Source organism: Enterococcus sp. AZ188 (assembly GCF_050544075.1).
GTDB classification, from domain to species: Bacteria; Bacillota; Bacilli; order Lactobacillales; family Enterococcaceae; genus Enterococcus_D; species Enterococcus_D entomosocium.
In genome coordinates, this window is record NZ_CP172943.1 from 1 (window position 1) to 16,276 (window position 16,276).

Annotated in this window: 14 protein-coding genes; all 14 read left to right on the forward strand. The window is 43.8% G+C overall.

Features of this window, described 5'->3' with window-relative positions; all coding sequences use genetic code 11:
* The 14 genes from dnaA to IGI86_RS00070 all read left to right on the forward strand — a co-directional run bounded on the left by dnaA (position 1) and on the right by IGI86_RS00070 (position 16,275).
* The gene (dnaA, locus tag IGI86_RS00005) at positions 1-1,338 is read left to right on the forward strand and encodes a chromosomal replication initiator protein DnaA (RefSeq protein ID WP_005232925.1); all 1,338 of its coding nucleotides are present in this window, start codon (positions 1-3) and stop codon (positions 1,336-1,338) included.
* A 159-nt stretch (positions 1,339-1,497) separates the two neighbouring features.
* Positions 1,498-2,628 (forward strand): DNA polymerase III subunit beta, encoded by a 1,131-nt coding sequence (dnaN, locus tag IGI86_RS00010; protein WP_430617625.1) that lies wholly within the window; start codon positions 1,498-1,500, stop codon positions 2,626-2,628.
* A gap of 222 nt (positions 2,629-2,850) precedes the next feature.
* Positions 2,851-3,090 carry a S4 domain-containing protein YaaA gene (gene yaaA / locus IGI86_RS00015; protein ID WP_008376781.1) on the forward strand — a complete coding sequence of 80 codons (240 nt, stop codon included), beginning with the start codon at positions 2,851-2,853 and terminating at the stop codon, positions 3,088-3,090.
* On the forward strand, positions 3,077-4,189 hold the full coding sequence (gene recF / locus IGI86_RS00020) for a DNA replication/repair protein RecF (protein ID WP_005232923.1): 1,113 nt from the start codon (positions 3,077-3,079) through the stop codon (positions 4,187-4,189). Before yaaA ends, recF begins: the two co-directional genes overlap by 14 nt.
* 5 nt (positions 4,190-4,194) lie before the next feature.
* The gene (gyrB, locus tag IGI86_RS00025) at positions 4,195-6,144 is read left to right on the forward strand and encodes a DNA topoisomerase (ATP-hydrolyzing) subunit B (protein ID WP_005232922.1); all 1,950 of its coding nucleotides are present in this window, start codon (positions 4,195-4,197) and stop codon (positions 6,142-6,144) included.
* 23 nt (positions 6,145-6,167) lie between these two features.
* Complete coding sequence (gene gyrA, locus IGI86_RS00030) at positions 6,168-8,693, forward strand: DNA gyrase subunit A (protein WP_008376777.1); 2,526 nt, start codon at positions 6,168-6,170, stop codon at positions 8,691-8,693.
* Between the two features lie 263 nt (positions 8,694-8,956).
* Complete coding sequence (rpsF, locus tag IGI86_RS00035; protein ID WP_005226363.1) at positions 8,957-9,256, forward strand: 30S ribosomal protein S6; 300 nt, start codon at positions 8,957-8,959, stop codon at positions 9,254-9,256.
* A gap of 43 nt (positions 9,257-9,299) precedes the next feature.
* Positions 9,300-9,824, forward strand: coding sequence for a single-stranded DNA-binding protein (ssb, locus tag IGI86_RS00040; protein ID WP_005232920.1), 525 nt, complete (start codon positions 9,300-9,302; stop codon positions 9,822-9,824).
* 23 nt (positions 9,825-9,847) lie between these two features.
* On the forward strand, positions 9,848-10,084 hold the full coding sequence (gene rpsR / locus IGI86_RS00045; protein ID WP_005226367.1) for a 30S ribosomal protein S18: 237 nt from the start codon (positions 9,848-9,850) through the stop codon (positions 10,082-10,084).
* A gap of 239 nt (positions 10,085-10,323) precedes the next feature.
* The gene (locus IGI86_RS00050) at positions 10,324-11,772 is read left to right on the forward strand and encodes a DHH family phosphoesterase (RefSeq protein WP_005232918.1); all 1,449 of its coding nucleotides are present in this window, start codon (positions 10,324-10,326) and stop codon (positions 11,770-11,772) included.
* A gap of 15 nt (positions 11,773-11,787) precedes the next feature.
* The gene (gene rplI, locus IGI86_RS00055; protein ID WP_005226371.1) at positions 11,788-12,240 is read left to right on the forward strand and encodes a 50S ribosomal protein L9; all 453 of its coding nucleotides are present in this window, start codon (positions 11,788-11,790) and stop codon (positions 12,238-12,240) included.
* Positions 12,241-12,348: 108 nt separating this feature from the next.
* A complete protein-coding gene (gene dnaB / locus IGI86_RS00060; protein WP_005226374.1) occupies positions 12,349-13,719 on the forward strand; it encodes a replicative DNA helicase in 1,371 nt (456 codons plus the stop codon).
* Positions 13,720-13,966: 247 nt separating this feature from the next.
* Entirely contained in the window at positions 13,967-15,259 is a 1,293-nt protein-coding gene (locus tag IGI86_RS00065) for an adenylosuccinate synthase (RefSeq protein ID WP_005232916.1), read from the forward strand.
* 140 nt (positions 15,260-15,399) lie between these two features.
* Positions 15,400-16,275 carry a DegV family protein gene (locus IGI86_RS00070; RefSeq protein ID WP_016611673.1) on the forward strand — a complete coding sequence of 292 codons (876 nt, stop codon included), beginning with the start codon at positions 15,400-15,402 and terminating at the stop codon, positions 16,273-16,275.
* The last annotated feature ends 1 nt before the right edge of the window (position 16,276 follow it).

Below are 16,276 nucleotides of genomic sequence, written 5' to 3' on the forward strand. Positions count from 1 at the left end.
ATGCCATCTGCTGATTCTATTTGGCAAGATCTTCAACGTTCCTTTAAAGAAGAGCTGAATCCGGCCAGTTATAGTGCTTGGATCGAGACTGCCAATGTCTTGTCGTTTGAAAAAAATCAGCTGCTGATCGAAGTACCCAGCGATCTTCATAAATCTTATTGGGAAAAAAATCTAGCTGCCAAAATTGTTGAAATGGGATTTATGAAAACTGGTGAAGAATTGATTCCTAGTTTTGTGACTGTCGAAGAAGCAGAAGCTTTAAAAACAGCCCCTTCTACTATTCAAACAGCTGCAAAAGAAAACGAGCGGCCGCCGAAATCGATCTTAAATGAAAAATACACATTTGATACCTTTGTCATCGGGAAAGGCAATCAGATGGCCCACGCTGCTGCTTTAGTTGTTGCAGAAGATCCTGGGTCTATTTATAATCCGCTGTTCTTCTATGGTGGCGTTGGTTTAGGGAAAACCCACTTGATGCATGCGATCGGTCATCAAATGTTGCTGAAACGTCCCAATGCCAAAATCAAGTATGTTAGTAGTGAAAATTTCACCAATGATTTCATTACTTCTATTCAAAAGAACAAAATGGAAGATTTTCGAAACGAATACCGCAATGTTGATCTTTTGCTAGTGGATGATATTCAATTCTTAGTCAATAAAGAAGGAACCCAAGAAGAATTCTTTAATACCTTCGAAGAACTGTATCGCAATAATAAACAGATCGTCCTCACAAGTGATCGTTTGCCAAATGAGATCCCGACTTTACCAGAACGTTTGGTTTCCCGTTTTGCTTGGGGCTTGTCCGTTGATATCACCCCGCCGGATCTAGAGACGCGGACTGCGATTTTGCGGAAAAAAGCCGAAGCCGAACGCTTGGAGATCCCCGACGATACGCTAAGTTATATCGCTGGACAGATCGATTCAAATATCCGGGAACTTGAAGGAGCACTCGTGCGGGTGCAAGCTTTTGCTACGATGCAAAACTCAGACATTACAACGAGCTTGGCAGCTGAAGCCATCAAAGCCTTGAAATCAAGCCATGGCTCGACCCAAGTTTCGATTTTGCAGATCCAAGAAGAAGTCGCAAAATACTATCACATTCATGTCAATGATCTAAAAGGGAAAAAACGGGTCAAAGGCATCGTTGTCCCACGGCAGATCGCGATGTATCTCTCTCGAGAATTGACCGATAGTTCTTTACCAAAAATCGGTGGCGAATTTGGTGGCAAAGACCATACCACGGTCATTCATGCCCATGAAAAAATTCAGCATTTAGTCGAAACAGATCCCACGATCAAAAATGAGATCGCTGAAATCAAACAAATTCTCTTCAGCTGATCTGTGGATAAGAAAAGAAGAACCAAAAAAGTTGTCCACAAGTTATTCACAGGCATTTTCGTTAGTCTAATCACTCTTTTCTCGAGTTATCCACATTACTAACAAGCCTATTACTACTATTACTTTTATTTAATAACTATAAATTAAAGGAGTATCGCTATGAAGCTAACTTTAAACCGAACAGAGTTCATGCAAGAATTACAAACTGTCCAACGGGCGATTTCAACCAAAACCACCATCCCGATCTTAACCGGAGTAAAATTGTCCCTTTCCGAAAAAGGATTGACCATGACTGGGAGCAATGCCGATATTTCCATTGAAACTTTTTTAAGTGTGGAAAACCAAAAAGCGCAAATGCAAATCGAAAAAACAGGAGCAATCGTTTTACAAGCACGTTTCTTCAGCGAAATCGTTCGTCGTTTGCCTGAAAGTACCTTAACGTTAGAAGTTTTAGACAATAATCAAGTAGCGATCACTTCTGGAAAAGCTAACTTTACCGTCAACGGCTTGGATGCCGATAGTTATCCACATTTACCAGTTGTCGAAAGTCAAGATTCGATCGAGATTCCAGCGCACGTGTTGAATAAGGTTGTTAGTGAAACGGTCTTTGCGGTTTCGCAACACGAAAGCCGTCCAATCTTAACTGGGGTCCACTTTGTCTTAGAAAATCAAAAATTATTAGCTGTTGCAACGGACTCACACCGTTTGAGCCAACGGGTGATTCCCTTGGAAAGCGGGGAAACAGCCTTCAATATCGTGATTCCCGGCAAAAGCCTAACGGAACTTTCTCGTTCCTTAACAGATGAAGAAGAAGCGATCCAAATCAGCATTATGGATAACCAAGTATTGTTCCAAACGAAAACTATGAAATTCTATTCTCGTTTATTGGAAGGAACTTACCCAGATACCAACCGTCTGATCCCTTCAAGCTTCAATACTGAAATTGAATTTTCTGTGCCAGAATTGTTACAGGCTATCGAACGGGCGTCATTGCTTTCCCATGAAGGCCGTAACAACATCGTTCGTTTGGCAATCTCCGAGGAAGCTGTTGTCTTATATGGAAACTCACCAGAAATCGGGAAAGTGGAAGAAGACCTTTCTTTTGAAAAAGTGACCGGCGACCCATTAGAGATCTCTTTCAATCCTGATTATATGAAAGCTGCACTACGAGCATTTGGTGACACCAGCATCGTGATCCGCTTTATCTCAGCGATCCGTCCCTTTACATTGGAGCCAACAGAGAGCAAAGGCAGCTTTATCCAGCTGATCACACCGGTGCGCACCAACTAGTTTTTCATGTCTTTTGAAAAAAGTTGAAACAATCATCTGAAAATGAATAAATGAGTTAAAAGGGCTTAAAATCGTTTTTAAGCCCTTTTTTCTATTTTGGCTTCTTTTTTGTCTAAAAGCAGTAAGTCTTCTGAGAATGAAAAATATGCCGATGAATTTGTTTTCTTGGCAAAAAAAGAGTATAATAGAGCTAAACGCTCTTTGATAGAATTGAGGGGAATTATGAAAATGCAAATACCGTTAGAAACGGAATATATGACACTTGGACAAATGCTCAAAGAAGTCAGTGTGATCAGCAGCGGCGGCCAAGCGAAATGGTACCTTGCAGAGCACACCGTTTTTGTCGACGGCGAGCCGGAAAATCGACGAGGGCGCAAATTGTATGCGGGAATGCGTGTTGAGCTACCTGATGAAGGTACTTTTTTTATGGTGAAGAAGGAAGACGCAGATGCGGCTGAATGAGTTGCATTTAAGCAATTATCGGAACTATGATTCGCTGACTCTGACTTTTGAGAAAGGTCTGGTCATTTTTTTAGGCGAAAATGCGCAAGGAAAAACCAATATTTTAGAAAGTATCTATGTATTGGCGATGACCAAAAGCCACCGCACCTCCAGCGAGCAAGAACTTATCCGTTGGGACACGGAAGGTGCGCGGATCTCTGGCAGTGTCAGTCGGGGACGCTCAACGATCCCGTTAGAACTGTTTTTGTCAAAAAAAGGACGAAAAACGAAAGTAAACCACATTGAGCAAAAAAAGCTCAGTAGTTACATAGGGCAGCTGAATGTCATTTTATTTGCTCCAGAAGACCTCTCCCTTGTAAAAGGAAGTCCCCAAGTCCGCCGCAAATTTCTCGATATGGAAATTGGGCAGATCGATCCAATTTATCTCTATGATCTCGTTCAATACCAATCCGTTTTGAAACAGCGCAATCAATACTTAAAACAGCTGAATGAAAAAAAACAGACCGATGAGATCTATTTAGATGTTTTGACGGAACAGCTGGTGGCTTTCGGCAGTAAAATCATTTTAGCCAGACAACGGTTTGTTCAGCGCTTGGCGTATTGGGCAAATCAGCTGCACCAAAAGATCAGCCAAGGAAAAGAAACCTTGCAGATCGACTATTTATCAAATGTGCCCGGTGAGGCGACCTCGCTGGAGGAGATCCAACAGCAATTTGTCAAAGCCTTGGCACAAGTCAAAGACCGTGAACGATTTCGGCAAGTCACGTTGGCAGGCCCCCATCGAGACGATCTGGATTTTTTGATCAATGAGAAAAATGTTCAGACCTTTGGTTCGCAAGGACAGCAGCGAACAACGGCCCTAAGTGTCAAATTGGCAGAAATCGATTTGATGAAAGAAGAAACAGGGGAATATCCCGTCCTTTTATTAGATGATGTCATGAGTGAGCTGGATGATTCCCGACAACTGCATTTATTGGAAACCATTGAAGGAAAAGTTCAGACCTTTCTGACAACAACGACATTAGAACATGTAAAAGACAAAATGTCTGTGGAAGCAGAGATTTTTTATGTAGAGCAAGGACATATTAAAGGAGAATAGACTGAATGACAGAAGAAGAAAAAAGCTTAGTTGAACGTGCGAAAGCCTATGATGCCAGTCAGATCCAAGTGCTGGAAGGACTAGAAGCCGTCCGCAAACGACCTGGGATGTACATTGGTTCTACCAGTTCAGAAGGTTTGCACCACTTAGTATGGGAAATCGTCGATAACTCGATCGACGAAGCACTAGCAGGCTTTGCCTCAAGTATTCAAGTGATCATTGAACCAGATAATAGTATTACGGTCGTCGATGACGGTCGGGGGATCCCCGTTGATATCCAAGCCAAGACAGGCCGTCCAGCGGTAGAAACCGTCTTTACGATCCTGCATGCCGGCGGGAAATTTGGCGGCGGCGGCTACAAGGTTTCCGGCGGACTTCATGGGGTAGGTTCCTCCGTCGTTAATGCGTTGTCCACGACTTTAGACGTAAAAGTCTATAAAGAAGGCAAAGTGTATTATCAAGAATACCATCGTGGAGCAGTCGTTGATGACTTAAAAGTGATCGATGAAACCGACCGCCACGGAACGACCGTCCACTTTGTTCCAGATCCAGAGATCTTTACGGAAACAACGGAATTCAATTTTGATAAATTAGCGACGCGGGTTCGGGAATTAGCCTTCTTGAACCGTGGTTTAAAAATCTCGATCGAAGACAAACGGGAAGAAAAACCCGTTTTGAAAGAATATCATTACGACGGCGGGATCAAGAGCTATGTGGAGCATTTGAATGCGAGTAAAACAGTGATTTTCCCAGATCCGATCTATTTAGAAGGAGAACAACAAGGAATCACGGTTGAAGTCTCCATGCAATATACCGATAGCTACCATAGCAACCTGCTAAGTTTTGCCAACAACATCCATACCTATGAAGGCGGAACCCATGAATTCGGGTTTAAGACTGCCTTGACCCGGGTGATCAATGATTACGCCCGCAAGTCAAAATTGATGAAAGAAAACGACGAAAACCTGACCGGAGAAGATGTTCGGGAAGGCTTGACGGCGGTTATCTCCATCAAGCATCCAGATCCTCAGTTTGAGGGACAAACGAAAACCAAATTAGGAAATTCCGAAGTGCGGACAGTCACCGATCGTCTCTTTTCCGAACATTTCACGAAATTCTTGATGGAAAACCCGAATGTGGGTCGTCAAGTCGTGGAAAAAGGACTTTTGGCATCAAAAGCCCGTCAAGCAGCCAAACGTGCCCGGGAAATGACTCGCCGAAAAGGTGCGTTAGAAATCAGTAACTTACCTGGGAAATTAGCCGACTGTTCCAGTAATGATCCAGAAAAATGCGAATTGTTTATCGTCGAAGGAGATTCTGCCGGCGGTTCAGCAAAACAAGGCCGCAGTCGGGAATTCCAAGCGATCTTACCGATCCGTGGGAAGATTTTAAATGTCGAAAAAGCCAGCATGGACAAAATCCTAGCAAACGAAGAGATCCGTTCATTGTTTACGGCAATGGGTACCGGGTTTGGTGCTGATTTTGATGTAGCAAAAGCCCGTTACCACAAGCTAGTCATCATGACCGATGCCGATGTCGATGGTGCCCATATCCGGACCCTACTCTTGACGCTGTTCTATCGTTATATGCGTCCCATCGTTGAAGCCGGTTATGTCTATATCGCACAACCGCCATTGTACGGTGTCAAACAAGGGAAAAATATCCATTATATCCAACCCGGCAAGAATGCCGAACAAGATTTGAAAAATACGATTGAATCACTACCTGCGACACCAAAACCAACAGTTCAACGATACAAAGGTCTAGGGGAAATGGATGACCACCAGTTATGGGAAACCACGATGGATCCTGACAATCGGATGATGCTGCGGGTCAGCGTAGATGATGCCATTGAAGCCGATCAAATTTTTGAAATGCTGATGGGGGATCGCGTCGAACCAAGACGGGCCTTTATCGAAGAAAACGCGCACTACGTGAAAAATCTTGACATCTAGCCAATCGTAGAGGAGGAAACAGCTTGAGTGAAGAAGCAAAACAAAATATTCATGACGTCAATCTGACCAGTGAAATGCGCGAGTCCTTTATCGATTATGCAATGAGTGTAATTGTTGCTAGGGCTTTACCAGATGTGCGGGATGGCTTAAAGCCGGTTCACCGCCGAATTTTATATGGAATGAATGAATTAGGGGTCACACCAGACAAGCCCCATAAAAAATCAGCCCGGATCGTCGGCGATGTCATGGGGAAATACCATCCCCATGGTGATAGTGCGATCTATGAATCAATGGTGCGGATGGCACAGCCCTTCAGCTATCGCTACATGTTAGTCGATGGCCACGGAAACTTTGGCTCAGTCGATGGTGACGGTGCCGCTGCGATGCGGTATACCGAAGCCCGCATGAGCAAACTGGCGATGGAGATGCTGCGGGACATCAACAAAGATACTGTTGATTTCCAAAGCAATTATGATGATACAGAACGAGAACCAGCGGTATTACCAGCACGCTTCCCGAACCTTTTGGTCAACGGGACGACGGGGATCGCTGTTGGGATGGCGACCAATATCCCGCCTCATAACTTGAATGAAGTTATTGCAGCCATCGATCTATTGATGGAAAATCCAGAAGTCACGACAAGTGAATTGATGGAAGTCCTGCCGGGACCAGATTTCCCAACCGGCGGGATCGTCATGGGAAAATCCGGTATTCGCCGTGCCTATGAAACAGGGAAAGGTTCGATCACTGTTCGCGGAAAAGTCGAAGTGACTGAAATGCCCAACGGTAAAGAACGGATCTTAGTGACTGAATTGCCGTATATGGTCAATAAAGCGAAGTTGATCGAGCGGATCTCTGAGCTGCACCGTGACAAACGGATCGAAGGAATCACCGATCTGCGGGATGAATCGTCTCGTGAAGGCATGCGGATCGTTATCGACGTTCGTCGCGACGTCAGTGCGTCGGTGATCTTAAACAATCTCTACAAAATGACTGCACTGCAATCTTCTTTTGGCTTTAATATGTTAGCCATTGAAAAAGGCGTGCCGAAGATTTTGAGTTTGAAACGAATTTTAGAAAACTACATCGAGCATCAACAAGAAGTGGTGACTCGTCGGACACAGTTTGATAAAAACAAAGCAGAAGCCCGTGCCCACATCTTAGAAGGGTTACGGATCGCATTGGATCATATCGATGAGATCATTGCTTTGATCCGGGCATCAAATTCTGATGATGAAGCAAAAAATAGCATGATGGAGCGCTTCAAATTGTCCGATCGCCAAGCGCAAGCAATTTTAGATATGCGTTTGCGTCGCTTGACTGGTTTGGAACGCGACAAGATCGAAAACGAGTACCAAGGTTTGTTAGAATTTATCGCTGATTTGACAGACATTTTAGCAAATCCACAACGAGTCCTAGAGATCATCCAAACGGAGTTGCAAGAATTAGGCCAACGCTTTGGCGATGATCGCCGGACTGAATTATTGGTTGGGGAAGTCTTAAGTCTTGAAGATGAAGACTTGATCGAAGAAGAAGAAATCGTCATTACTTTGACGAACAATGGATACATCAAACGAGTAGCTAAGTCTGAATTCCGTGCACAACGTCGCGGCGGACGTGGCGTTCAAGGAATGGGGATCCACGATGAAGACTTCGTGAAGACGTTGATTTCTTGTTCGACTCACGACACATTACTGTTCTTCACCAATAAAGGGAAAGTTTACAAAGCCAAAGGCTATGAAATTCCTGAGTATGGTCGGGCAGCCAAAGGTATCCCTGTGATCAATCTGCTAGGGATCGATTCTAGCGAACGGATCGAAGCGATCATTTCGGCTTCTGGTGGGCCTCAAGAAGGACGCTACTTGTTCTTCACGACGCGTCTAGGTGTGGTCAAACGGACCTCAGTGACGGCCTTTTCAAATATCCGTGCCAATGGTCTGATTGCGATCGGTCTTCGGGAAAATGATGAGTTGGTTAACGTGATCGAAACCCATGGCGAAGATGTCGTGATCATCGGCACCCACGATGGCTACTCTGTGACTTTCAAAGAAGCCCTTGTTCGGGATATGGGCCGAACAGCTGCTGGTGTGCGAGGCATTCGTCTAAGAGATGGAGACTACGTCGTAGGTGCCGCTGTGATCACAGAAGACAGTGAAGTCTTGGTCATCACTGAGAACGGCTATGGCAAACGCACCAAAGGCTCTGAATACCCAATCAAAGGTCGTGGCGGAAAAGGGATCAAAACAGCCAACATTACGGCGAAAAACGGTCCATTAGCCGGCTTGACGACGGTCAGCGGTGAGGAAGACATCATGGTGATCACCAATAAAGGCGTCTTGATTCGTTTCAATGTAGCGACTGTTTCCCAAACTGGTCGGGCAACCTTAGGGGTTCGTTTGATGAAGATGGAAAACAATGCCAAAGTAGTGACGATGGCAACGGTTGAACCGGAAGTCGAAGAAGAACTAACGACTGCCGAAGAAACAGCGGGACAAGACGTGCCAGTTGTGGAAGAAACAACGGAAGACACCACGGATACACAAGAATAAGCAATACATTTTCTAGGAAGACAGCAACCTGCGAACCTGCAGCTTGCTGTCTTTTTACTCTTTTTCAAAAAATCGGCAGCAGCTGACGTATTTATCAGTGTAAGCGATTGTTTGCGGTGATGGGTAGATGCAGGGACGCAAAAAAATAGCTTGCAGTAGGGACGAAAAAAGTGTATAATAATTATTTGTGAGTAGTCTAATTAGACCACTCTCTCTGCTCCTAGAAAACTAGGGGCCAAAGTCCACAGGGAGGTGAAAAATCAATGGAAAACACGAAATATGAGATCTTATATATCATTCGTCCAAACATTGATGAAGAAGCAAAAGCCGCATTGATCGCTCGTTTTGACTCAATCTTAACTGATAACGGCGCTGAAGTTATCGAATCAAAAGATTGGCAAAAACGCCGTCTAGCGTATGAAATGGATGGATTCCGTGAGGGTATCTATCACATCGTTAAAGTTTCTTCTTCAACAACTGCAAGTGCAATCAACGAGTTTGACCGTCTTGCGAAAATCAATGATGACATTATCCGTCACATGATTGTCAAAGAAGAAGCATAATATTGTTTCACATGAAACAAAAGCGATGAGGAGATGATGAACTTTGATTAATAATGTTGTACTAGTAGGAAGACTAACCAAAGATCCTGATTTACGTTACACTTCTAATGGCACTGGTGTCGCAACCTTTACCTTGGCGGTAAATCGCAATTTTACCAACCAAAGTGGAGAGCGCGAAGCTGATTTCATCAACTGTGTTATTTGGAGAAAACCAGCGGAAACATTAGCAAACTATGCACGCAAAGGAACTTTATTAGGGGTTACTGGACGTATTCAAACCCGTTCATACGACAACCAACAAGGCCAACGTGTTTATGTAACAGAAGTCGTTGCTGACAACTTCCAATTATTAGAATCGCGAAATGCTTCCGAGCAAAGACGCACAACTGATAGCGGATCTGGCAGCAGCAATACGTATAACTCAAATAGTTCTTCTGGATTTGGTAACAATAACTCAAATCAAACTCAATCCTCTCAACCATCAGGAATGCCTAATTTTGATCGAGACAACTCCGATCCATTCGGAAATTCATCAATCGACATTTCAGACGATGATTTACCATTCTAAGAAATTGATAGGAGGGAAATAGGATGGCACAACAAAGAAGAGGCGGACGCAAACGTCGTAAAGTAGACTACATTGCTGCAAACCATATTGAACATATCGATTATAAAGATATTGAATTACTAAAACGTTTCATTTCAGAACGCGGTAAAATTTTACCACGTCGTGTAACTGGTACTGGTGCGAAAAACCAACGCAAACTTACCATTGCAATCAAACGTGCGCGTATTATGGGATTACTTCCATTCGTAGGCGAAGAATAAATCGAATGATTTTCATTGACAAGTTTCTTTTGAAGCTTGTCAATTTTTTTATCTACTGAAGAAATACTTGTTATTTTATATACAGATAAAATAACGAGTGACAGAAATTTTCCCATGATTATCTCACCAAAAAAGTTTCACGTGGAACTTTTTGCATCAATCGCCTATTTGATTGTTTTGTGGTAAAATAAGGAACAAAGCTTCAAAAAAATGGGATGATACATTGAGGGGTAAAAAAGATGGCAGCAATTGGGTTGATTTCAATTGATAATTACGATGATTTGATTGAGAAAAAAGACGACAAACAAGTTTCTTATTTGAACTCGCTGATCACTACACTGATTTCTGATTGGGCAAGTGAGAATCATGTTTTTTACAAACGAATCAATTCCGAGCGGTTTCTTTTCGTCGCGAAGTATTCAGATATTGAGCGGATGAAGGAAGAAAAATTCCAATTTTTGACTAGAGTACGGCAAGTTGCGGAAAAAAATGATCTGGCATTAACGATCAGTATGGGAATCTCCTATGGGGAAGAGTCTTTTGAAGAGATTGGTGAAGTGGCACAAAACAATCTCGACATTGCGTTAGTTCGTGGCGGCGATCAAGTCGTTTTAAAAGAAGCCAAAGAAGAAGCAAAACCGCAATTCTTTGGCGGTAATACGGATGGTACGCCGAAGAGAACGCGTGTTCGTTCTCGTGCCATGAGTACGGCGTTGAGAAAGATTTTTGCTGAAAACCAGCGGATTTTTATCATGGGTCATCGTTACCCGGACATGGATGCTTTAGGTTCGGCTTTTGGGGTGGCTTACATGGCGATGATGAGCGACAAAGAATGCTACATCATTTTAAATCCGAAAGAGATCACCGCCGACATTCAGCGGGCATTGGAAGAATTGAAAAAATACCCCGAGCTGGAACGATTTGTGATCACTGGGGAAGAAGCAGTCAATTTATCAAATGAAGAAAGTGTTTTAGTGATGGTAGATTACCATAAGCCGTCGATGTCGATCTCGCAAGCGGTCTATGATGAATTTGACAAAATCGCAGTGATCGATCACCATCGTCGCGGGGATGAGTTTCCCGATAAGCCATTATTGACGTATATTGAATCTTCCGCGTCTTCAGCATCGGAACTGGTAGCAGAATTGATCCAGTATCGCGCTTCTCGCAGATCGCAAGTCCCTAAATTTATTACGACTTCTTTATTAGCGGGAATCTACGTGGATACGAAGAACTTCACGGTGCGAACCACTGGTCGGACCTTTGATATTGCTGGCTATTTGAAAAACCAAGGCGCAGATACGTCATTGGTTCAATACATGTTGAGTACGGATCTCGATTCCTATTTGATGATCAGTGAACTGGTTTCTCGCAGCCAGCATTTCCGCGAAGATATCGTGATTGCTGCAGCGGATGAAGATCGGGTGTACGATAGTGTCACCGTTGCAAAAGCGGCCGATACTCTGCTATCGATCAATGGGATCCATGCCGCATTTGTCATTACGAAACAACCAGGAGATTTGATCGGTATCAGTGCTAGAAGCACTGGTAAAGTCAATGTACAAACCTTGATGGAGGCATTAGGCGGCGGCGGACATTTTACCAACGCAGCCACGCAAATAAAGAACAGCAGCATTGGTGATGTAGAAAACCAGCTGCGAGCGGAATTAACGAAAAATGAACAATAACAAGGAGTGACCAAGATGAAAGTTATTTTCTTACAAGATGTCAAAGGCAAAGGCAAAAAAGGCGATATCAAGGAAGTCCCTAATGGCTACGCACAAAACTTTCTGATCAAAAACAACTTAGCCAAACCTGCCAACAATGAAAGCATGGCAGAATTAAAAGGCAAACAAAAAGCCAAAGAAAAACAAGATGCGGAAGTCTTAGCAGAAGCGAAAGAGCTAAAAGCACTTCTTGAAAAAGAAGAAACCGTCGTGAAGATCAATGCCAAAGCAGGGGAAGATGGCCGCTTGTTCGGTTCGATCCCATCAAAACAAATTGCCGATGCCTTGAACAAGCAATACAAAATTAAGATCGACAAACGCAAAATCGAATTGGATCAGCCGATTCGTGCATTAGGGTTTACGCAAGTACCTGTAAAATTGCACCCACAAGTAACAGCAACGATCAATGTTCATACCATTCAAGAATAAGCATTACTCCCAACAGTCACATGTTGGGGTTTTTTTCGGCAAACGTCCAAGCAATCTTGTACTTTGGATGGGAATCTTGTAGAATGAATGGACGAAGGAGCGAATGGCATGAATGAAGTTTGGCAAAATCAAGTTCCCCCACAAGATATTGAAGCGGAACAAGCGGTCCTAGGGGCAGTCTTTTTAGATGCCGATGCGATCATCGATGCAATGGAAGTAATCGCCCCAGAAGATTTTTATCGCCGCAGCCATCAAATAATTTTTCAAGCAATGATCCAGTTGAACGACCGTAGTGAATCGATCGACTTGATTACGTTGAAAGCAGAAATTGAAAAAAGCAACAGTCTTGAAGATGTTGGCGGTCTGACGTACCTGACTGAACTGAGTCAAGCTTCACCATCAGCAGCAAGTATTGCTTATTATGCGAAGATCGTTGACGACAAAGCCACGCTGCGCAATCTAATCCAAACAGCGAGCCGTATCGTAACCAAAGGCTTTGAACAAGATGAAGATGTACAATCGATCATTGATCAAGCAGAAAAAAGTATTTTAGAAGTATCCGAAAAGCGCAACAGTAATGGCTTCCAATCGATAGCGGAAGTCTTGAATCGGACGATCGAAACGATCGATCAATTGGCGCAAAACAATGAAGAAATCACCGGATTACCTACGGGTTATGCGGCTTTAGACAAAATGACGGCGGGGCTGCAAAAAGAAGAGCTGATTATTCTCGCTGCCCGCCCCGCGGTAGGGAAAACCGCGTTTGCCTTGAATATCGCGCAAAATGTCGGAACGAAAACCGATCGTTCCGTAGCGATCTTTAGTCTGGAAATGGGGGCTGAATCATTGGTCAACCGGATGCTTTGTGCGGAAGGCTCGATTGAGGCTAGTCACTTGCGGACGGGGCAGCTCTCAGAAGAAGAATGGCGGAATTTGATCGTTGCCATGGGCAGTCTTTCTAACGCCAATATCTATATCGATGATACCCCCGGGATCAAGATCTCTGAGATTCGGGCACGTTGTCGGAAACTGGCGCAAGAAAAAGGCAATCTCGGCTTGATATTGATCGACTATTTGCAGTTGATTGAAGGAACGGGTCGCGAAAACCGCCAACAAGAAGTCTCTGAGATCTCTCGCCAATTAAAGAAACTGGCGAAGGAATTGAAAGTGCCGGTGATTGCACTGTCTCAGCTTTCTCGGGGTGTGGAACAGCGACAAGACAAACGTCCTGTTTTAAGTGATATCCGGGAATCAGGGTCGATCGAGCAGGATGCCGATATCGTTGCTTTCTTGTATCGGGATGACTACTACCGCAGTGAAGGCGACGATGACGATGAACCAGAAGAACAACAAAACAACAATGTGATCGAAGTCATTATTGAGAAAAACCGGAGTGGTGCCCGGGGGACGGTCGAACTTCTATTCATCAAAGAATACAATAAATTCTCCTCGGTCTCGCCACGAGAAGAGTTCGGGTAAGACACCAATTATTTGAAAAACAATGGCTCCTGCTGCCGTCTGCATTGCGCTGATGGTAGTAGGGCTTTTTTTATGTGTCGACTTTATTCGTTTTTACGTGTATAAATAATTATTCCAAAGAAAATAGTTCGTTTTTTACCCCTGAAAAATGAGAATTTAAAACGATTATTCGATTTTAGATTGAAAGAGCTTGCGAATCTTGTTACAATACTTAAGGAATGCACTAATTAAAGAAAGAGGTCATTATATGTCATCTGTAGTAGTAGTAGGTACACAATGGGGCGATGAAGGGAAAGGAAAGATTACGGACTTTTTGAGTGAAAACGCGGAAGTCATTGCACGTTATCAAGGTGGAGACAATGCCGGCCATACGATTAAATTTGACGGTGTGACCTATAAACTGCATTTGATTCCTTCAGGGATCTTTTATGCAGATAAAATCAGTGTCATTGGAAACGGGGTCGTTGTGAACCCGAAATCATTAGTTAAAGAATTAGCATACTTGAAAGAAAACAATATAATAACAGAAAACTTAAAGATCTCTGATCGTGCACATGTTATTTTACCTTACCATATCCATTTGGATCAGCTGCAAGAAGATGCCAAAGGTGACAACAAGATCGGTACGACAATCAAAGGGATCGGACCAGCCTATATGGATAAAGCGGCCAGAGTCGGCATTCGGATCGCTGATCTTTTAGACAAAGAAATTTTTGAAGAACGTCTGCGTATCAACTTAGAAGAAAAAAATCGTCAATTCGTGAAAATGTTTGATGCAGAGCCAATCGCCTTTGAAGATATTTTTGAAGAGTATTACGAATATGGCCAACAAATCAAAAAATATGTGACGGATACTTCGGTGATCCTTAACGATGCCTTAGATGAAGGCAAACGAGTTTTATTTGAAGGGGCACAAGGCGTGATGCTGGATATCGACCAAGGAACCTATCCTTTCGTAACGTCATCCAACCCCGTTGCTGGAGGTGTCACCATCGGTAGTGGTGTGGGCCCTTCAAAAATCAACAAAGTCGTTGGTGTCTGCAAAGCCTACACCTCTCGGGTAGGAGATGGTCCATTCCCAACGGAACTGTTTGATGAAACAGGTGAACAAATTCGTAAGATCGGTCGTGAATACGGGACAACGACAGGACGACCTCGTCGTGTGGGCTGGTTTGATACCGTCGTGATGCGCCATTCAAAACGGGTCTCAGGGATCACGAACCTATCCCTTAACTCGATCGATGTCTTGAGCGGCCTAGAAACCGTGAAAATCTGTACCGCTTATGAACTAGACGGCGAATTGATCTATCATTACCCAGCAAGCTTGAAAGAGTTGAACCGCTGCAAACCAGTCTATGAAGAACTTCCTGGCTGGTCTGAAGACATTACTGGCTGCAAAACATTGGCAGATCTGCCAGAAAATGCACGCAATTACGTTCACCGCATCTCTGAATTAGTCGGTGTCCGCATTTCGACCTTCTCGGTAGGGCCAGACCGCAGCCAAACCAACATCTTAGAAAGTGTTTGGGCGCAAATTTAACCTGACGCGAAAGCATCAGAACAAGACAAAGAACTTCTGTGTCAGAAGCGGTCAACGACAAGTTTGGCTGCTTTTGATGAGAATTTCTTCTGTCTTGTTCTTTTTTTGCTATAATAGGGGGTAACGAGAGGGGTGAAACCATGTTTCAAATCATGACAGATTCCTGCTGTGATTTACCAGCAGCAAGATTAGCGGAGCTAGATGTCGCCTATATTCCAATGCTGATTGAATTAGATGGCAAAGAATATATCGATGATATGGGCAAAGAATTTGATACGGAATGGTTTTTAGGAAAACTAAAAGAGCATGCGCAACCGACGACTTCTCAAATCAATGTCGGACGTTATATGGAATATTTTCGGCCATATGTCGAAGCGGGCACACCGGTCCTTTACTTAGGTTTTTCTTCAGGAATGAGCGGCTCATTCCAAAGTGCCGTCCAAGCCGTAGCCTTACTAAAAGAAGAATACAAAGAAGTCGCGATCACCTTGATCGATACGCGCTCTGCTAGTTTAGGCGAAGGCTTTTTAGTGGCTGAAGCAGCCCAACAAAAAGCCCAAGGGCGTTCGTTGCTGGAAGTCAGCCAATGGGTAGAAGAAAATAAACTGCGTTTAGATTCATGGGTCACCGTCGATGATTTAAAACAATTGGAACGCGGCGGCAGAATCTCTAAAACAGCCGCAGCGATCGGTGGATTGTTGAATGTGAAACCAATCATTACCGTAGATACCGCGGGAAAATTACGTAGCGTTGATCGAGTGCGGGGACGCAACAAAGCGATCCAAAAAATCGTGGATCAAACCATCGCCAATCTTCACGAATCAAAAACCAATACGGTTTATTTTGCCAATGCTGGCGATGCCGAAGCAGCGGAGAAAGTCATCAAGCGTTTGACCGAAAAAGTTCCTGACATTATTATTCATCATTATCCATTAGGTCCAACGATCTCCAGTCATACCGGCTACGGCTGCTTGGCGCTGTTTTCATTCGGCAAAGCCCGTTTAGAACAAGCGTAAC